Origin of the sequence: Priestia megaterium, from assembly GCF_041941685.1 — a bacterium.
Lineage (GTDB): Bacteria > Bacillota > Bacilli > Bacillales > Bacillaceae_H > Priestia > Priestia megaterium_C.
In genome coordinates, this window is record NZ_CP130958.1 from 3,547,020 (window position 1) to 3,566,613 (window position 19,594).

The 19,594-nt window shown below is 35.1% G+C and carries 21 protein-coding genes; 5 read left to right on the top strand and 16 right to left on the bottom strand.

Going from position 1 to position 19,594, the window contains the following annotated elements:
• Positions 1-37: 37 nt before the first annotated feature.
• The 3 genes from Q5794_RS18775 to Q5794_RS18785 form a co-directional block, all read right to left on the bottom strand.
• A complete protein-coding gene (locus tag Q5794_RS18775; protein WP_214987245.1) occupies positions 38-709 on the bottom strand; it encodes a DUF4867 family protein in 672 nt (223 codons plus the stop codon).
• Positions 710-796: 87 nt separating this feature from the next.
• Complete coding sequence (locus tag Q5794_RS18780; protein WP_016766295.1) at positions 797-1,477, bottom strand: transaldolase family protein; 681 nt, start codon at positions 1,475-1,477, stop codon at positions 797-799.
• Between the two features lie 162 nt (positions 1,478-1,639).
• Positions 1,640-3,037: an MFS transporter gene (locus Q5794_RS18785; RefSeq protein WP_215054710.1), complete on the bottom strand. Its 1,398-nt coding sequence runs from the start codon at positions 3,035-3,037 to the stop codon at positions 1,640-1,642.
• Between the two features lie 412 nt (positions 3,038-3,449).
• Between Q5794_RS18785 and Q5794_RS18790 the strand changes: the two genes are divergently transcribed.
• Positions 3,450-3,854, top strand: a complete 405-nt coding sequence (locus tag Q5794_RS18790; RefSeq protein WP_214987247.1) for a hypothetical protein — start codon at positions 3,450-3,452, stop codon at positions 3,852-3,854.
• Positions 3,855-4,299: 445 nt separating this feature from the next.
• Here Q5794_RS18790 and Q5794_RS18795 read toward each other — a convergent pair whose 3' ends face one another.
• Complete coding sequence (locus Q5794_RS18795; RefSeq protein WP_374988296.1) at positions 4,300-5,415, bottom strand: tetratricopeptide repeat protein; 1,116 nt, start codon at positions 5,413-5,415, stop codon at positions 4,300-4,302.
• 463 nt (positions 5,416-5,878) lie between these two features.
• Here Q5794_RS18795 and lepB point away from each other — a divergent pair, with 463 nt between their 5' ends.
• Complete coding sequence (lepB, locus tag Q5794_RS18800; RefSeq protein WP_374988297.1) at positions 5,879-6,433, top strand: signal peptidase I; 555 nt, start codon at positions 5,879-5,881, stop codon at positions 6,431-6,433.
• Positions 6,434-7,109: 676 nt separating this feature from the next.
• Here lepB and Q5794_RS18805 read toward each other — a convergent pair.
• Both Q5794_RS18805 and Q5794_RS18810 read right to left on the bottom strand, forming a co-directional pair.
• A complete protein-coding gene (locus tag Q5794_RS18805) occupies positions 7,110-7,421 on the bottom strand; it encodes a carboxymuconolactone decarboxylase family protein (protein WP_374988298.1) in 312 nt (103 codons plus the stop codon).
• A gap of 2 nt (positions 7,422-7,423) precedes the next feature.
• Positions 7,424-7,834: a tautomerase family protein gene (locus tag Q5794_RS18810; RefSeq protein WP_057234427.1), complete on the bottom strand. Its 411-nt coding sequence runs from the start codon at positions 7,832-7,834 to the stop codon at positions 7,424-7,426.
• Positions 7,835-7,940: 106 nt separating this feature from the next.
• Here Q5794_RS18810 and Q5794_RS18815 point away from each other — a divergent pair, with 106 nt between their 5' ends.
• A complete protein-coding gene (locus Q5794_RS18815) occupies positions 7,941-8,816 on the top strand; it encodes a LysR substrate-binding domain-containing protein (protein ID WP_374988299.1) in 876 nt (291 codons plus the stop codon).
• A gap of 100 nt (positions 8,817-8,916) precedes the next feature.
• On the opposite strand, the gene Q5794_RS18820 is transcribed toward Q5794_RS18815, so the two are convergent.
• Together Q5794_RS18820 and Q5794_RS18825 are read right to left on the bottom strand one after the other, a co-directional pair.
• Positions 8,917-9,555, bottom strand: coding sequence for a hypothetical protein (locus Q5794_RS18820; RefSeq protein ID WP_214987251.1), 639 nt, complete (start codon positions 9,553-9,555; stop codon positions 8,917-8,919).
• Positions 9,556-9,575: 20 nt separating this feature from the next.
• Positions 9,576-9,827 (bottom strand): hypothetical protein, encoded by a 252-nt coding sequence (locus tag Q5794_RS18825; protein WP_192995475.1) that lies wholly within the window; start codon positions 9,825-9,827, stop codon positions 9,576-9,578.
• Between the two features lie 193 nt (positions 9,828-10,020).
• Here Q5794_RS18825 and Q5794_RS18830 point away from each other — a divergent pair, with 193 nt between their 5' ends.
• Positions 10,021-10,602 carry a type 1 glutamine amidotransferase family protein gene (locus tag Q5794_RS18830; protein WP_214987252.1) on the top strand — a complete coding sequence of 194 codons (582 nt, stop codon included), beginning with the start codon at positions 10,021-10,023 and terminating at the stop codon, positions 10,600-10,602.
• A gap of 185 nt (positions 10,603-10,787) precedes the next feature.
• On the opposite strand, the gene Q5794_RS18835 is transcribed toward Q5794_RS18830, so the two are convergent.
• On the bottom strand, positions 10,788-11,570 hold the full coding sequence (locus Q5794_RS18835) for a GNAT family N-acetyltransferase (protein WP_374988300.1): 783 nt from the start codon (positions 11,568-11,570) through the stop codon (positions 10,788-10,790).
• 208 nt (positions 11,571-11,778) lie between these two features.
• Here Q5794_RS18835 and Q5794_RS18840 point away from each other — a divergent pair, with 208 nt between their 5' ends.
• Positions 11,779-12,678 (top strand): alpha/beta hydrolase, encoded by a 900-nt coding sequence (locus Q5794_RS18840; RefSeq protein WP_328246495.1) that lies wholly within the window; start codon positions 11,779-11,781, stop codon positions 12,676-12,678.
• 201 nt (positions 12,679-12,879) lie between these two features.
• Here Q5794_RS18840 and Q5794_RS18845 read toward each other — a convergent pair whose 3' ends face one another.
• The 7 genes from Q5794_RS18845 to Q5794_RS18875 form a co-directional block, all read right to left on the bottom strand.
• Positions 12,880-13,716: an alpha/beta fold hydrolase gene (locus tag Q5794_RS18845; protein WP_192994966.1), complete on the bottom strand. Its 837-nt coding sequence runs from the start codon at positions 13,714-13,716 to the stop codon at positions 12,880-12,882.
• A 36-nt stretch (positions 13,717-13,752) separates the two neighbouring features.
• Positions 13,753-14,844 carry a low temperature requirement protein A gene (locus tag Q5794_RS18850; RefSeq protein ID WP_193421800.1) on the bottom strand — a complete coding sequence of 364 codons (1,092 nt, stop codon included), beginning with the start codon at positions 14,842-14,844 and terminating at the stop codon, positions 13,753-13,755.
• A 256-nt stretch (positions 14,845-15,100) separates the two neighbouring features.
• A complete protein-coding gene (ycaC, locus tag Q5794_RS18855; protein ID WP_098621311.1) occupies positions 15,101-15,745 on the bottom strand; it encodes an isochorismate family cysteine hydrolase YcaC in 645 nt (214 codons plus the stop codon).
• Positions 15,746-15,919: 174 nt separating this feature from the next.
• A complete protein-coding gene (locus Q5794_RS18860; RefSeq protein ID WP_374988301.1) occupies positions 15,920-16,486 on the bottom strand; it encodes an NADPH-dependent FMN reductase in 567 nt (188 codons plus the stop codon).
• Between the two features lie 155 nt (positions 16,487-16,641).
• The gene (locus Q5794_RS18865) at positions 16,642-17,580 is read right to left on the bottom strand and encodes a ring-cleaving dioxygenase (RefSeq protein WP_214987256.1); all 939 of its coding nucleotides are present in this window, start codon (positions 17,578-17,580) and stop codon (positions 16,642-16,644) included.
• Positions 17,581-17,722: 142 nt separating this feature from the next.
• Positions 17,723-18,121 carry a DoxX family protein gene (locus tag Q5794_RS18870; RefSeq protein ID WP_214987257.1) on the bottom strand — a complete coding sequence of 133 codons (399 nt, stop codon included), beginning with the start codon at positions 18,119-18,121 and terminating at the stop codon, positions 17,723-17,725.
• Positions 18,122-18,469: 348 nt separating this feature from the next.
• On the bottom strand, positions 18,470-19,510 hold the full coding sequence (locus Q5794_RS18875; protein WP_214987258.1) for an aromatic acid exporter family protein: 1,041 nt from the start codon (positions 19,508-19,510) through the stop codon (positions 18,470-18,472).
• Positions 19,511-19,594: the final 84 nt, after the last annotated feature.

Here is a 19,594-nt window from a genome sequence, read left to right on the forward strand (position 1 = left end):
TAATAGAGCTTAGTCTTTTGTCTAACATTCATGCGCTCTATTGATAAACTTTAATATTTTCTCCTTTTATACCTGGATGTGCACCTTTATTGATTAATTGCTCTCTTTCAGAATGAGCAATTAACCATTTATTTTTCATAAACAACAGCTCATCTTCTTTTGTTCTTTTTTGAATATTGGTTGATAAAGGATCATTTGTTCCTTTAGGTAAAATGACGATTGCTTTAAATCCTTCATTATTTACTTTGCAAGGAGCAAAATGTAATGTCGTACTATATAACTCAACTGCTGTTCCTTTAGGTATAAAGAAAGCGATTACATCGTTTGAATTAAAAAAGTTATCTTCAACTTCTTGTACCTTGCCTAATAAAAGAACCATATCTGTTATAGCGATGTTGATTTCACTGCTTTTATGATACTCAAGGCCATTTAAGGTTGAATTAGGACCATTACAATATCCAATTTGAATAGGCATATCACCATAAAAAGCTTCTTGAAGTTGGTTCTTAATAATGGTATTTTCCATCTCCGTGATGGATGCTACATATATATTCTGATCTTGAGGAATAGTTAAACTATCCATATATGTTTCTAGTTCATTGAAATCATACTCGTTTATTACCTTTCCATAATGTTTAAATTTGCTATCCTCTATATGATAAAAAGGTATATGTTTATTTAAGTCTTTCATGTATTGAAAGCTGCTCAACGTTTTCTTCTCTCCTTTTGCTATATAAAAAGCCCCTCCAAGAAGATAATAAGATTCTAAGAGGCGCCTTTTATAAAATACATATGTTTATTTTAAAACAGGAGCTTCTGTGACTGTATTATCCCAAGCATTACGGAATTTGTTTAATCCATAGTCTGTGAACGCATGCTGGAAACTTTCTTTATATACATCAAATCCGCAAGTCACAATATGCGCACCAGCTTTTGCCGCATCTACAATTTGTTTACCATTACGTAAAGCAGCAACAATGATTTCTGTGTTGTAATCGTAGTTTTTATAGATATTCACAATATCCTGAATATATTGAGTTGTATCGTCCCCGCTATTTTCTTTCCAACCTACAAATGGAGATACAAATTTAGCACCAATTCTTGCAGGCTGAAGTGCTTGTGATGGCGAGAAGACAAGAGTGACGTTAGTAGAAATACCTTCTTTTTCAAATTCCTTTGCTGCAATTAAACCAGGTTCTGTGCATGGAATTTTAATAACAAAGTTTGACGATAACTTAGCAATCTTTGTCCCTTCTTCTACCATATCCTTGGCATTATCCAAGTGAGGATTAATTTCCACTGAAATTGGGAAATTTTCGACTCCTTTAAACTCACTTGCAAATTCATCTAAAACCGTTAAGAATGGTTTACCACTATTCATAATGTGACGAGGGTTTGTTGTAACCCCATCAATTGCCCAATTTTCATATGCGTAACGAATTTCCTCTAAAATGGCACTATCTAAAAAATACTTCATCTTTATACCTCCAGTTAAGTGACTATTATCTCTGAAAGATAATAACCTTTTTATTATTTGTAATAACCTTTGCATTCATAATATGAAAACGCCACCAATATTTCAAGTACTTTTTGCTAGATTGTTAAATTAATTTTGCATTTCGTTCATTTTACCTATCTTTTACATTGGTATTTTATTTTTTCCCTTAGCAAGATCTAATACGATTTTATTGTATTTATCATCTGAAAGTTTATAAAAGAAAAACATTACAATAATCGTTGCAATAGCTAATGTACTTGGATAAATAAACATTAACCCTCTAATTCCTTGTAGCACATTTGCATTCTGCACCGCATTTGGAACGTAACCCACTATCCCTAACACAACACCAGGAATAAAGCCTGCAAGCGCTTGAGAAAGTTTACGGAAGAAAGTAAAGAAAGAATACACGACACCTTCCGATCTATTGCCAGTTTTCCATTCACCGTATTCTACAGCATCAGAAACTAATGCCCAGTTCAAACTATTTACAAATGAGCTTCCGAAGAAAGCAAAGCAGGCTAATGTAATAAAAATCACTGCATTATCTGCAAAAACATAAGCTAAAATATCTCCTACAGCCCAAATTGCGCAGCCTAATATGTACGTAGACTTCTTTCCAATCCTTTTGACCATGAAAGGAACCATTGCTACGCCGATAAATACACAACCAATACTGAAAAAGCCCATATAAGGAACGATTGCTACGTTTTTTAATACATACTGACAAAAATAGACTTGTACAGCAAGCTTGACGTTAAAAGCTGAAAAGGTAAACAAATTAACTAAACAAAGAATTAGTAAAGGTGTATTCTTAAAAAGCCCTTTGTAGCTGTCAGTCAGCTTTATATTTGTATCTTTTGGTTTTTCATGCACATATCTTTCTTTTACATTCGCATAACAATAGACTTGTAATAAAACGCCCAAAAAGGCAAAAATAGATACAGCTACCAAATAACCAGTAGATTCATTATTAAACATTAAGACAATAGGCATAAACCCTACAGTTGTAATAAGAAGGCCTAAATTTGAGCCTGCTTGTCTAAATGATGCCATTTCTGCTCTTTCAACAGGATCTTTTGTCATCGCAGGTACCATTGATCCATAAGGAATATTTGAAATGCTATAAATAGTTCCAAATGCCATATACGTTACATATGCCCATATAATTTTTCCGGTTAGTGAAAAATCGGGATTAGTAAAGCTGACTATCGTTATCAAAGCAAGTGGTATCGCAGCATAAAGAAAGAATGGTCTAAATTTGCCTTTAGGGCCTATTTTCTTACGATTATCAATCCAAGTACCTACTGTAATATCAGCGAACGCATCCCAAATTTTTGTAATCAAAAACACTAAACCTGCTGTTGCAGAAGGCAAGCCTAACGCGTCGGTATAAAACTTCAGCAAATAAATTTGACCCAAGTCTAACAAAAAGTTATTTCCTACATCTCCTAACCCATAAGCAACCTTCTCTTTAAGTCTTAGTTTCTTAGGTGTATTAATTGAATGTTCTACATTTTGAACCAATGGCTGTTCCATAAGTTCTCCCCCTTTGTTTAACACATTTTAAGACTTCACATTAAAGATGCATCACATAGGAGATTACAATTTTGATTCACTTCCAAACTTATAATCTCCTCTAGGTTGATACTAAAATCACCTCCCTCTTCATAACATCACAACGTTTTTAAAAAAGTTACTACCTTTTTACTTATAATATGAAAACGCATACAAATTATCAAGTGTTTTTTTTATTTTATTTAAAATAGGCTGAATAATAATAATAAAAATTCTATTTATATTAAATAGAATAATAGTCAAGCTTGAATAAAACCTGATCATCTATAATAAAATTTATGGAAAACCTTTTTGCTCATACTAGGTAGGTTTTTATCAGGTTAATTCTATGAAATGTAATAGATTATTCAGATGGGAAAAGGAGTGCATACAAATGAGTTTAGCCACCTATATAGGTTCGAATGTAGAATTACCTATTAATGATGAACTGGATGATGTAGTTACTATTGGAAGCTGCTTTTCAGATGAAATGCATCGATTAAACATAAAAAAAAATCATTTTACTACTCCTTATGTTTCTGAAGTATCAAGTGACTGGGGAATTGAAATTACGGAATATATGAATAAAAGCAGACTGAAAGAATCAAAAGAGAAACTACTTGCACTGTGTCAATTGATGGATCACTATCTTAAATCAGGAGATTTTTTTGAATTGTATAGTTGTTGGATAGGAGAAGAAAATGAAGAGCGAGAAGGAGAACTAACTTTAAACATCCATTATTTTGATATAGATGCTATTGAAATGCCTGAAAAAACATTAGTTAGAATCGAGAAATAAACTTCCCCTATTATGATGCTAACAATTTTTTCGCATCTATCATTTGAACGCAAAAAAAGCTATTTCAATCGTATTGGCATCGGAGTGAAATAGCTTTTTCTACTTTACATTCAAGAGTGTGTTAGATCCTTATGGATATCTTCACATGTGAATTGTATCACAAACTTTTCTGTGTGTGAAGATAAAAAGTAAAATTTGTATGACAAGTATCAGAAAATAAAAAAGCAACCTCGTTTGTCTGATATTGCTTTTTATAAGGGTTCATTCGTGCATATTCGAGTACGAACGATAGCCGCATTATAACATCTGCTTTATTTTAAACTCTACCATTTTATAAAAATCATCGTTCAAATGTTCTTCTTCAATCCAAACTTCATTCATATAAAACCTTCTTCACTTAATCATTTTGTGTATTCATTCTAAAAAATTTGTAATTTGTACCATTTTATATAGAAAAATAGCTGGGGTTTACATCTGTATGTCTAAAGCAGCCATACAAATAACAGCGAGTTTCCAACGTAGGTTCATACCTTACAACAGGAGCTTTTCCCCAATACACTTCTTTAACCGTATTTTTAATGAAAGCAATATCTTCTTTTGTTACTTCTTCGCATTCTATCTTAAACTCTTCTTCCTCTTCTGGATCTTGAAGAACTTCTTTCATGTCTTTTTCTTTTCTTTGAATAGTCTTAGAAGCAAGTTCTTCAATTTCTTGTGTTTTTGAAAGCTTCCATAACGAATAAAAATAAGTCAGAAAGAATTCTTCTGAATAAAATCTCCAATCTAGCTTTGAGTAGATTTTAATAACCTCTTCGTAATCCTCTAGAATATAATATATCTCTGCTATATCAGCTTCTAATTCCTCTTCCTCTTTTTCACTCAGCAGCAGTAATTCTTTTGCAGCTTCTTTTGCTTCTGATTTCCTTCCCAAATTCGCTAGACAAATTCCGTAGCTAAGGAACGGAAACAAACTATAGTTGTTAGAAGATCGCAGTAAGTGCGCTTTACGAAAACATTCCGCTGCTTCAGGTAACCTTCCTTTTTTGTAGTAACATAACCCAAGATTATTTAGATTTTCTAGTGACGGGGTTAAAGTGATAGCTTCTTCTAATATGCCTATAGCTTCTTCTAATATGCCTATCGCTTCTTCATACTTTTCTTTTTTAATATACATTTCACCCATTACGTTATAGGGAAAATAATGCCTTGGTTTGTTTTTCAATAAATCTTCTACTATATCAAATGCTTCTTTATCTGCTATTTCCCATGTATAAGACATTTCTTCCTCTTCTGCATCTTCTTCAAAACTTCCTGATCCTATGTCTTCTATAATTGGTTTGCCTTCTGCAAAATAAAAATAGCCTAAATTATAAAGGGTTTGAACAGAAGGTTTTATTTCAGCAGCAGTTTGTAGTTGAAAAAAAGCATCCTCATACTGATTTATTTCCATAAAAACGATAGCTAGCTCATTTCTTAGCTGTACGTTGTTTGGATCTTCTTTGACTTGCTTCTGCATTTGGAGCGCAATTTTTTCAAAATCTTTTTCATCATACTTGCTCATAGTCATACTCCTTTTAAATAGCAAACTTAATTTTACATCTAGGATTAGTAAAGCCCTTTATGTAAAAAAAACAAACGTAAAAGCCACCTCAGATTGTCAGAGAAGGTAGCTTTTAAGAGGAATTTAATATAGATTTGTTTCATTATGAATTATAGTATATTCTTCCGACAAAAACTATATTTTCCTGCAAGAACACATCCCTAAAACCTAAGTTATACATTTTGTTAGCTGATTCTACCGATTAAAATTTTAATCTATCAGCGATGTACAGAAAACTCCAAATCTTAGAAAATCGGCTCTACTCTAAACTCTTTTTCCATACGAGCTCGTTTTTTGGGTGTTTTCCGAAAACGTTAATTATCGTAACTAGCATATAAAATCTTCAATTGTTAAATTAAAGGTTCATTTCTATATATTGTGTTATAATTTTAAACATGTATTACGGTTGTAGAGGAGTTTTAAATTGAAACAGAAAGAGATTTTTTCGTGGATTAAATCCATTATTATTGCCTGTATTCTTGCTTTTGTGGTAAGAGAGTACCTATTCACACCTATAGTAGTAGACGGTGAATCGATGATGCCGACTTTAAAAGACAGTGAACACATTATTCTTAATGAAGTAGGTAAAAATAAAGTAAATAATATAAAAAGATTTGATATTATCGTTTTTCATGCTACAAAGGAAAAAGACTATATTAAAAGAGTAATTGGTTTACCTGGTGATCATATAGAATATCGCAATGACACGCTATATATAAACGGTAAAAAATATGAAGAGCCTTATCTAGACCAATATAAAAAAGAAATAGCAACAGGCCCATTAACTGAGGATTTTAAACTTAAAGATTATACAGGCAGCAAAACCGTTCCAAAGGGTCAATTATTTGTCATGGGAGATAATAGAATGTACAGCTTAGATAGCAGATCACCTAAAGTAGGAACAATCTCCGTAGACAAAATCGTAGGAAAAGCCAAATTAGCTTATTGGCCTTTAAAAGAATTTCAATGGATTAAGTAAAATCTTTTAAAGCTCCCTTATGAAAGGGAGCTTTTTCTATTTCTTTACCAGTCCGTCACATGAAATGAAGCATTGTTGCTTTAAGCCCCACACTAACTGCAGCCCCTGTTTAAATTCATTTTTCCTTATATTTTCTGCGAAAGTGAGAAATAGCTGCTGCTCCTACACCAGCAATCAAAACTGAAAAAATAGTAGATAGCGTATCATTGGCAACAAACGTCTTCACCAAAAATGCAGATAGAAAAATAGCTACAAAACCTATTCCTAAATATGAAAGATTAGTAATTGATTACTCCAGCTATAGCATTATTCCTATGTAAAAGGCTTTACGATTAAAAACATAATGAACATAATAACGGCAAATAAAGCCCCCTGAAGAACAAAGTTAATTGGTTTATGAGTATCTTCATTAGTCTTTACAAACAGCTTTGACCATCTTATATACATCACTAATTTTGTACAAAGACTAAACAAAACACCTGCAATGATTGAAGCAATTGCTATTTTTAAGATATGAATTCACTCCTTTCTAACATAACAGAAGGATGTCCATAACTTAGCATAAACACCTAAATAATACAAAAATCTAAGAATCATAGGAAGTAGTCTTTCCACTTTCTATGCCGCTACTGGTTAACCGTCCTACCTTATTTTTCAACGTAATTTTGATTTTTTATTATTGCTTTGCTGCTAAATTTAATGCTGCAGATGCCTTTGGCCACCCCACGTAAAAAGCCATATGGGTTATTAGTGCAATCATTTCTTTTTCAGTCACTCCATTCTTTTTTGCCAACTGCATATGAAAAGGCATCTGTTCGGTGTTTCCAATGCTGATCAAAGCAGAAAGTGTACTCAAACTTCTTTCTTTTGATGTTAAAGTCGGGTCTCTCCACACTTCTCCAAATAAGATATTTTCTCCATACTTCACAAATTCAGGAGCCAGATCTCTCATTTCTTCCAGCAGCTTGGACTCAATACGGTTATTCATGTTTATTTTTCCTCCTTTGGATTCACCATTTGTGCAATTCCTTGCCCAAATGACCAGTTTTCAAGAGGTGTCTCGTTTAATGTAATAAAAATATTGTTTGTAGAAATATTCAAGTGAGTGGAAAGCTCCTCTGCAATAGATTGATACAGCTTCTTTTTCTGCTGAATCGTTCTCCCCTGCCCACATGTAATGGAGATATAAAGCATTTGATTTGTTCTTTTTTCTCCATTTTCTAAGAGGTACTGTGAGTCATAGAAAAAATGCTGAGATGGATATGGTAAAAACAGTTGAAAATAATCGTCTTTTGGGATGTAAAAATGTTGGATTAAAGACTGATGAATACAATTGCTTACTTCTTTTAGTTCCTTATCGTTTAATTGACATTCTGGATAATAAACGTTAACAAATGGCATCTATCATCTTCCTTTCTATATTCAGTGTACTTCCATACTCTTCATTTGTATAATTGAAAATAAGTCTAATAATTATCGGAAAAACCGATAGAGATGGGGTTAGAAAGTGGAAATTAAAGAATTAACGACGTTTAAAGCAATTGTGACAGAAGGAACGTTTTCGCTTGCAGCAAAAAAACTAAACTACGCTCAATCTACCGTCACCGTTCATATTAAAAAGTTAGAAAAAGATCTTGGATTTCTTTTATTTGAACGAGGCTGGGAAGCAAAATTAACAAAGGAAGGTACACTATTTGTAGAAGAAGTAGATAGCTTGTTGAAGCACTGGGAGTATTCAATCTCTCAAGCGCAGCGTATAAGCAAAGAGGAAAAAGGAATAATCAAAATCGGATTATCAGAATCGATTGCTCAAAATCTGATGTCTGCTGTATTAAGCTATTTAAATGACGAAAAGCCTTACATACACTGCGATTTTACCATTGGAAACACGGCACTTTTATCAGAACTATTACGTCAAGATAAGCTGGATTTGGCTGTTTGCGGACAGAATACGAACCTTTCCGGCTTTACTTTTACTCCGCTTGGTAAAGAACAAATCGAATTTATTGTGAATACGCCTAACCATCCGCTGCTACAGCAAAAATCAGTTGAAATAGCCGATATTATTCACTATCCCATTTTAATAGGAGAAAATAGCTGCTATTACTATCAATCCGTCAACCACTTTTTATCCGAGAATAATTTAGCCTTTAAACAAGTCTACAACTGCAGTGCCCTGCACCTCATTCCAGAAATGATGTTTGGAGATACAGTTGGGATTATCCCTAGAGGAACCAGCTTAAAACCAACTAATATCCCGTTTAAAGTACAAGGGTTTGACCCTGAGATGCCTATAGGGCTGTTAATTTCTTCTGAAAAAAGAAGTTACTTGAGTCAGACAAAAAAGAATGTTATAGAGGTAATTAAATCTTCGTTATCGTAGATCAACACTCACGTAGAATAACGTATTCACCTAAAAAAAACCTCTGCTCTGGAAGCAAAGGATTTTTTATAGTTATAGAGAGTTTGATCCCTTTTACAGATTAATATAGTACTGATCCACTATCTCTATCATGAGCATAGTTTTTTGATAAACTGTCTTTAAAATCTTGAGGAAGCGTCATATTTCTAAAATTTAAGCCAATTAAATCTTCAACATCTTCATTTAAATGCGACCATTTAGATGGTGATTTCATTAAATGGTCTAACAAAACAGATTCATTAAAACCTATGACATATATATCTAAGCTCCGCTCTCCCCATATCGCCCACTTCTTAGAAGAAGAAAACCATACAACTTTCTCTGAATGATAGTATGGAGCATCGGCAGGGCTGTCCGCCGGTCCAATTTCTAGGACATTCCTATACTCTTCACTTGATAAAGAAGTAGGAAGCTGCAAATAATTAAAATAGCCAAACTCTTTATAAAAATAATCTGTTGGATGTGAATCTAAGATAGCAACTGTAACTTCTTTTTCATTAAAGATTTTTGTTAAATATTGTACAGTAGGCCAAAACTCCTCACACATGCCCCAGTAGAACTCTTCAAATAAGTAATAATCACACCTTTGGTTAAATACTTGATGGGGCAATTCCTTATTTGTGTTGAAGATATTTTTTAGATTGTTATTAGCGGATTGAAATTCTTTGATATCTTTAATAAAGAAATTTACGGGTTTCATAGTGTAGCCTCCTTCCTTTGTTAACTAGGCTTAATATTTTCAACCTCACATCTTAGTTCATAAAATTGCATAACTAAAGGGTGCACGTCCGAATTGTACTTTAGAGCTTCCAGCGTTCTTTTCCCTAACCTTCTATCTACTAAAGCAAGAGCTTGAGAAATAACGTTCTCTCTTATGTACCCAATAATAAATTGACCTCCAAATATCATAAAGAATGATAGTCCCGGATACAATGGAGGATTTTCTATAATATAATCTTTAATTTTTTTCATTTAAAAGCCCCTTATTCCCTTATAGTTACATTTTATCAAATGTTATCTGTCATCAGAAATATCCTTAAACGTATATTTAAAAAATCCATATAATGTTATATTTTATATAATATATAAAATATGATACATTAAGTTAGAATATTGATAATGTACTTGGTTATATTTCTAATGAGGGTTTAGAGAGGACATATAAATGAAAAAAGTATTGGTCTTTATTACAGATGGTTTTGCTGATTGGGAAGCCAGTTATGTAACCGCCGAGTTAAATAAACCAGAAACAGGATTTCAAGTTCAGACAATTGCAATTGATAAAAATCCTAAAGTTTCAATGGGAGGATTAACTGTGATTCCGGATTACAGCTTACAAGACTTTTCTTTTAACTTGGAATTTGTAATGTTACTTCTTCCTGGGGGAACTGGATGGAGAGAAGAAAAGAATCATCAGGTAAAGAAACTCGTGAGTTTTTGTCTTGAAAATAACATTCCCGTTGCGGCAATTTGTGATGCAACTACCTTTTTAGGGAATTACGGATTTCTGGATCAGCATAAACATACAGGAAATTCGTTACCTTATCTAAAAGAAGGAGCACCTAATTATCGGGGGGATAAAAACTATATAGAGGAACAATCTGTTAGTGATGGCTGTTTAATCACAGCTAATGGAAGTGGTGCACTGGAATTTTCGAGAGACATATTAAATAAATTAGAAGTTTTAAAAGGTAAAGAACTAGAAGAATGGTACGATTTATTTAAAAATGGCTTTATTAAAAGGTAGTTACATAGATGGATGATCATTAATGATTTGGTCTCTCTAAAGGAATGGAATGGATGAGAACCTGCAGTAGCGGAAGTGTAACCGCCAGCCCACGGAAATCAACCGCGGTGTAACAAGCTATTCTCTCATCTATTCCATTCGTTCATCTGTAGATTGTATTGATTCATTTATGTCTCATTCTCTTTTCATTTTAATACATATAAAGCGTAATCCTCTTCATTAGAAAACCCAAGTTTATTGGCTAATACTTTCGATGCTTTATTGTTATTATCGCAATCCCAAGCAGCCATAACATTCTTTTCTAAACATTTATTTATAAACGCCTGACCAACTATCTTTCCTAATCCTTGTCCTCTATAGTTAGGATTAGTCACAATATCGATTTCAGCTATTGTTCCACTATGAAAAATAGATACACATTCAGCGATGATATTTTCTTTATGGATAAGACAAACTCCTAATCCGTTTTTCAGAAAATTATTCTCTGATCCCCAGTACTCCACTATATATGATTCATTGAAATTCTCACTTTCCATTAAAGAATCAGCGTTAAAGTCTTTTAACTCATAAAGATTGGACAGGCTGTACGTAGAATGCACTTTTGAAGGAAGAAACCTATACTTAGAACGCGTCATTTTCTTTACATACGTTTTGAAAGTTTCGTCAAAGAAAGTTTCCCAGTCAGTGGATGGAGTAAAAACCGTAAACCGCTTCTCCTTACCATACACGTTCTCAACAAAATAACGATAGAGAAAGTTATTAAATACCATGTCATTGCCTTGTCCAAATACATAATAGTCACCTGCACGTATTCTAAGAAATCCTGATGATGGCCTCATCATATCATTTACGTACACAGCTCCTTGAATAACATGATTAACGACAGAAAAAGCAAATGTAGGAGTCTTAAATGACGCTTTTAACATGTTATTTATCTTGTAATAATCTTTTGGTTCTAAACAATGCATTTTATTTCCCCCTTAATAAATATCACTGTCTTAATTATATAAGTGCATGCACAAATTTAGTTATCATAAAGTGCTTTATCGATACAAAAACAGCCCGACGAATAGTTAAAATAAAGGTTAATTACTCTTTTTCAGGAGAGCTAAATCAAAAAAATTTTATATATAAGTTTGTTATAATAAAGATTGTTAAAAGCAAGGAGGAGTATAAGTGCACATAAGAAAACATGAAAGACAGTCATTTTATGCCGGATGTCAATTCGTAGATATAGAAGATCAAGCAAATGAACACGCCTTGCCTCTCCTTATTATGTATCCTACATATAAAGAAGAACAAGTTGAAAAGATGGGACCTTACACGGTAAGCGCTGCGCAAAATGCTCCACTTTCAAATGGACCATTTCCTTTAGTCATTATTTCTCATGGCGATGGAAGTACGCCTCTTGCTTATCGAACCATTGCTCAGTTTTTAGCACGTAATGGTTTTATTGTAGGGGTACTTCAACATCCGTTTAATAATCGAGAGAATAATACGCTGTCTGGAACAATAGATAACCTAAAAAATCGTCCTACCCATATACGTACTGTAATCGACTGGTTTTTAAAGGAACATTCATTTTCTTCCTACATTAAATCAAATAATATTTCTCTTATTGGCCATTCAATGGGAGGATATACGGCTCTTGCTGTAGCAGGTGGAGTTCCCACTTCTTTTCCTTCTGAATCTCTTGATCAAAAGCCTTATTGTTTATCTGTTGATCATGATAAGCGTGTTCAATCACTTATTCTTTTAGCGCCAGCCACCGGATGGTTCAGGGAAAGAGGAGCCCTTGAAGACGTGAATATACCTATTTTAATGATTACAGGCGAAAAGGATACGATTACTCCTTCTTTTCACGGGGAATTTGTGTTAAATAGCGTTTCTGATGCGGAAAAAGTTCAGCATATAGTTGTAGAAAATGGAGGGCATTTTTCATTTCTCAGTCCATTTCCCGACTTTATGAAATCTCCTACCTTCCTTCCCTCTCAGGATCCGGAAGACTTTAATCGCAAGGAGTTTCACGAGGACCTGCAAAACACTATATTGGACTTTTTATTACGTTCTTTTTAGCTGTCATTATTCTATATATTTTTGAGACTTCCAAAGATACTAGAAACATTGGTAAATCTTCTATCAAGAAAAGAAAGTGATGTTAAGCAATTCCACTTACTATACCTAACCACGTAAAACAAAAAAAGAAGTAACCATATTGGTAACTTCTTTTTTCCTATTCATACGTCAGATGTTCACCTACAAAATAATCATTTATACTTAGTCTTTTAAAAACGACAGCAGCGCTTCGTTAAATTCGTGTGCATGCGTTGCATTTAAGCCGTGTGGACCGCCTTTTATTAAGGCTAACTTGGAATCAGAAATGGCTTCATGCGTTCGCTTTCCGCTATATTCGAATGGAACAATCTCGTCTGCATCACCGTGAATAATAAGAGTAGGTATTGTAAACTTGGCTAGGTCGTCTCTGAAATCCGTTTTGCTGAAAGCAGCTATGCAGTCTAGTGTCCCTTTAGGCGATGCGGCTGCTGCAATATCCCGGTTGTAAAGTCGAAATGGTTCGCTGACTAAGTCATTTCCGTCTTCAACTCCAAAAAATGTCTTTGTAAAATTATCAAGAAAAGCTAAGCGATCATTTTTTACGCCGTTTTCAAATTCTTGAATTCCTGCATCATCTAATGCTCCTTCAGGATGATCTTCTGACTTATAAAGAAATGGTGGTACAGCTCCTGCAAATACAGCTTTTTCTACTCTATCAGTTCCGTAAGTTCCTACATAGCGAGCTACTTCTCCGCCGCCCATTGAAAACCCGACTAGTGTCACATTTGTTAAATCCAAATGTTCTAGCAACTGATGTAAATCAGCAGCGAATGTTTCATAATCATAGCCGTCCCATGGCTGAGAAGACTTTCCGAATCCTCGGCGGTCATACGTTATGACTCTGTATCCAGCCTCAACAAGAGCCGGAACTTGATATTCCCAAGACCGTCCGCTTAGTGGCCAGCCGTGAATTAAGACAACCGGCTTTCCTGTCCCATGATCCTCATAGTATAGTTCAATAGGTGCTTCATTTTCTGTTCCTACATTAATTTTTGCCATTTCGCTACCTCCATTATATAGTCGTTCTTTATTTGGTTAAGTGGTCGTAAACCTAGCGTAGATAATAAAAAAGATGGCTAACTCTCCTATGATGAGGGTGCTCGGGACGACTAAAAGTAAGTTAATAATAAAAAACACAGCTAAAATTCCTAAAAACAAGCCTAAATGATACACTTTCAAACGATGTTCTTCGAATCTATACTGGTGAAAAACAAGAGTGGTTGCCATGAAGTAAAGCAGCACGGATCCGAATACAAAATATAAGCTGAATGTGTACTGAACTTCGTGTAAAAACATAAGTTTGATCGATGCTGCAATCATGCTTAGAGACATGAGGATAAGTAAGTGTCCGTAAATAATCGTTTGTCCCGCTCTTTGAATGGACTTGTTCACTTTCTTTTCTACATTCTCAAAGTACTGCCACCACATGGCGATGATCAGGACAAATGAAATAACCGAAAATAAAATGGTATTCCAGTCCCCTTTTTGTGGCTGTATCACAGCAAGAATGCTGACAACGGATTCTCCAAACAGAATTAATGTTAGTAACGCAAAGCGTTCTAACAAATGAGCCGTGTTGGTTGGTAATTTCGCCAGTCGCTTATGCCCTAAAATAGGTAAAATCATATCCACTGCAATTCCTGTATATAACACGGCGTAGCGGACCCATGAATCAAAAAAGAGCGAAAGAAGTGAGATGAAAATCCCAATTCCAAAACATGTTCCTAAAAACACAGCAACTTTTTTTCTCTCACTCTGTTCAAATTTTTGAACAATAAGATACTGAAGAGCGGTTAACGCTCTTAGTCCGATATAACCAATTAGAAAAGAGACGTAATATTGGTCAAAATCTACGGACAAGCTTGAGATCATGATAAGAACAAACAGCATTTGAAGAATCATAAAGATGCGCTGATGCAAAAAATCTTGTCCAAATCGATTGATAAACATCGTTTGTCCCGTCCACGCCCACCATATCGGAATAAAGATCAGTACAAACTTTAACAAATACTCTCCATGAATATACCCTTGTTCAACGTGAAGCAAAACATGCGTAGCAGTCGCAACGGCTGCCACAAACAACAAATCATAAAAAAGCTCCAGCCACGTAACTTTTTTTTCTTCCACTACTCCGCATCCCTTCCTATCATTTATCAAGCTGTCGTTAATGTACTTTATTTTATATACAAGAGATGCATACTTCATGACAGGTAGCGTAGTAAAAGATAGGTGAGCCAGCTGTTCATCAGTCGGCTCACCTATCTAACAATTTCTCTTATGTCGTTACGTTTTCTCCGTCACATAAATGATCCACAGATGCCATTCTACTTTCATGTCTTATATGTAAAGAGAACGACCTATAGCAAAATGAAGCTCCGCTATGTTAGACACTCTGCTTGCTGAAATCGCGCTGAGCTCCTCTATAGCTGCCCATTAAGTTTTGATAACCAGGAAGATGACTAGAAATTAAATTGCCAAAACCTTCAACGTCGTTGCGCCAGTCGCGCTGAAGCTCGCACGCTACGCTAAACCAGTTCATAAGCTGTGCGCCCCCGTGAGCCATACGCGTTAATGCTGCATCCGCTACTTGCTTATTGAACGTCCCTGAAGCATCTGTCACAACAAACACTTCGTAGCCTGCTTTAATGGCAGAAAGTGCAGGAAAAGCAACGCAGACATCTGTCACTACCCCGGCGATAATCAGCTGTTTTTTCCCAGTCGCTTTAATGGCTTTAACAAACTCTTCGTTGTCCCACGCGTTAATTTGTCCAGGACGAGCTATTTTTGGCGCATCAGGAAACAGATCAACAAGTTCTTGCATGAGCGGGCCGTTGGGACCATTTTCAAAACTAGTTGTTAAAATAACCGGTAAATCAAAAAATTTAGCCGTATCGCCAAGAGCCAAGACGTTGTTTTTAAATTCATCAACACCATAGTCACGTACAAGGCCGGAAATAAGCCCCGTTTGGTGGTCAACTAAAAGCACGGCAGCATCATCTTTTGAAAGGCGAGAGTAAAGATCAGACATTTTATAATCCTCCTTAAATTAAGGCAAGTAAGGATACACGTACCTCTTCCATTACTTACAAGCGGTCTATAATTTGAACGGTTTTTTGGATTTCATTTATGATCTGTTAGGTAAAACATGTATAGAAAGAAAAGCTATTTCTGAGGTGAATGTTCGTGAGGTGTGTTCTCTTTCTTAATCTAGAACAGGAACAGGTGCTTGATCAATCCAATGAATGAACTGCTGTAGGTAGCGCTGAAGATAACGTTTTGTTGATTCATCGGTTAGTACTTTTTGTTGCGAATCAATTTTTTCATGAACTTGCGAAATCAGCATTTTTTGAAATGGTAAAACGTTGACTTGCATAGCTTCCAGTACTTCTCTCGTTTGCATTTGAGCAAAAGCCGTACCGAAGCCTCCTGGAGTTGCTCCAATGAGACCAACCGGCTTTCTGTTTAAAACAGAAGAAGTCCGAGGTCTTGATGCCCAGTCCAAGGCATTTTTTAATACCCCTGGAATTCCTGAATTGTACTCTGGACTAACTATAATAACGCCGTCAACATCTTGAATCGCAGCTCTAAAAGATGCGACAGACTCTGGTGATCCGTCAGCTTCTAAGTCTTCATTAAAAAAAGGCAGGCTGCTTATTTCAATCCAGCGATATTGAGCCGAGTCATCTAATGTAGTTAATGACTCAGCAATCATTCTATTATACGAATTCTTTCGTAAACTTCCACAAATAAGACCAATGGTTTTCGCCATCTATTCACCTCCTTACTTGGAATTAATTTCATATTACCATGGTGTTTCAAATATAGATATTAGTTTTATATATAGATAAATTAATTCCTTCTTTGTACCTAATATAGGATTGAACTAGCGCTTTACTATTACTAAAAGAATTCTTTCGTCAAGAGTTAGTCTAATTCTCTCACTTCAAAAGGAATCAAAGCTCTTTCAATTTGATCTCGATGGGTTTCGTACTGTTCAGGCAGCATGAGCTTTTCTCCCATGGTTTCAAGTGATTCATCATGTGCAAAACCTGGAGGGTCTGTTGCAATTTCAAATAGAATTTCTCCGTGCTCTTTAAAGTAAATTGCATTAAAGTAATTTCGATCTCGAACAGCCGTCACTCCGTATTCGCTATCGGCTACGTATTTCTGCCATTCTAATTGATCTTCATCATCTTTCGCTCTCCATGCAATATGGTGAACCGTTCCAACGCCCATTTGCCCGCGTCCAATGGTTGTTAATTTTAAATCAATGATATTACCAATGTCAGCTGATGATTGAAAACGTATAAAATCTCCTTCTTGCCCCACTTTTTTTAGCCCCATTACATTTTCTAATAACTGGGCTGTTTCATGAGGCTTAACAGATAATAATGTAGCGCCTCCGAATCCTTTAATAGCAACATCAGGTTTAATTTCACCAGCTTGCCACGTATTCTTTTCTCCTTCTTCTCTTTCCACAATCTCTAGATGTAAACCATGAGGGTCGTCAAACTCTAAATACTGTTCTCCGAATCGCTCCATCTTTGTAACAGGAACTCCAAACTTAGCTAATCGCTGTTCCCAAAAGTCCATCGCACCTTTTGGAACTGCATATGAAGTTACGCCAACTTGCCCGTCACCAATCTGTCCTTGTCGTGCATTTGCCCACGGGAAGAATGTGATAATCGTTCCAGGTTTTCCGCCTTCGTTCCCAAAGTAAAGGTGATACGTTCCTGGATCATCAAAGTTTACCGTTTGTTTGACCAAGCGTAATCCTAACACGCCCGCATAGAAATCAACATTTTCTTGAGGATGACCTACAATCGCCGTGATATGATGAATACCCGCTGTTTTTTTAATCATTACTACCATCTCCTTCGATACATTTTTCGTCATATGTTTCGTTATCCCTCTTATAATTACAACTATTTATCGTAAATATCTCGAATTCGAGATATTAATTAAAAAATAAAAGCGTCTTTCTTATTCCAACCCATTTTCTCTTTTAGAAAATAAAAGTGTCTATCGCATAATAACCTGGTCCTGCAATTGCTATACCGATCGCTACAACTAAAAGCGTAAGGTTGTATTCATACCCATTTTGTGTTGCCCAGTATCCATTCGGACCGTGTACTTTCACAATCGCCATGACCATTGTTCCTGCAATCAAAAGCGCTCCTAGCGGTGTAAGAAGTCCTGCAGCAAATAAAGCTCCTCCTACTAGCTCGGATAATCCAGCCATTAAAGCCATTCTAACACCTGGCTTCATTCCGATGGATTCAAACCAGCCTCCCGTTCCTTTTAACCCGTGGCCGCCAAACCAGCCAAACAACTTCTGAGTTCCATGTGCCATAAAAGATAATCCAATGACCAAACGTATTAACAATAAACCAATGCTCACCATTTTTTATTCCTCCTATTTTTTCATCAATTTAAAATCTCGAATTAAAATATATTGAATTAAGGATAATTATAAAATCATATGGTTCCACTGTCAATATAAATTTTTATATTTTTTTGTAGCTAGTTGAAACGCTTAACGACGTATTAAAAACATATTCATGATTTTATATGGATATGAGCGTGGGAACGGAAAATATAAAAGCTAAATTGTATTATTTATTGAATAAAAACAGAAGTCACACCCTGGTAACTTCTTTTCCTCTTCTACTATGCATGTATAGTTCTACAACTGGATACTGAAGTTATCACCTCATTTATACAAGGGATATCTATATCACTTGAATTAGTATCATTTTGCTTTTAATTTATCAATTAATTTAAGCGTATCATTATATAGACTTAATTGATGTCGACGGGACTCTAATTCAGGTGGGATAAGGATTTGTAAAGGAATCGCAGACAGGTTCAGTAAATCCAAAGACGATTTGTTTATAGCCCGATTTTCTAAGTTTTGATTAGCTTGTTTGGTGATGTATTCTCCTAATACTTGTAGTTGAACAGCCCACTTTTGCCGATCAACTGTGGGTAGAGAATTCGTTTCGGACCAGTCATTAAATGTAGTGAGTACACCCGAAATATAGGTGTACCCATGCTTCAGTTGAAAAAGGAATTGTTCGTTTTGTTTTAACTGCTGCTTTTTATTTCTACCAAATGGGTTCAACCTTAAACTCTTTTCTGCTTTTTCGAATTCCTTTTCGACCTGATGAAGTTCCTGAAGCAGGTTAGTTGTATCATCTATTAAATTTTCTCCCTCAACGAATTCGCAGTTATTGTTTACCCAATAAGCCACCTTTTTAAATAATTGTCCAAGGTCTATTCCAAATTGGGTTAAGGTTCTACGAGCGTCTTTTACATAATTTGGAGGAACAATTATGATATGGATCATAATAGCGACAAGGGCTCCTATGATCGTGTCTCTTATTCGATCAGAGACATAATAATTTGTTTTATGAACGAATACAAAAACTAATAAAATGGTAAGAGCAATTTGATGAATAATCGTCTTATGTAGCCTTAGTACAACAGGAAGCACCATTCCTATTGTTAATAATAACCCTATTGTCCACCCGTTTACTTCTAAATGTTTAATGATAAAAATCGTAGCAGCAATTCCAAAAAGAGTGCCGATAATTCGATAAAAAGCATACACAGCAGAATGCTGGATGGTTTCTTGGATAGAAAGAATCACGGTTAAAGGCGCCAAATAAGGATGTTTAGAGCCTAACATTTTTGCAAGCTCCCACGATACACCAGAAGCTATAGATATTTTAGCTATAAGTATTAATCCTTTTATTAGTTCGAGCTTGTGCTTTCCCTTATTTATATCCATAAAAACTCCTTTATTTAAAAAGTGCTCTTCTACACCTATGTATGTAAGTCAACTTACAGTCACTTCCTGCCGTTACTTACTATT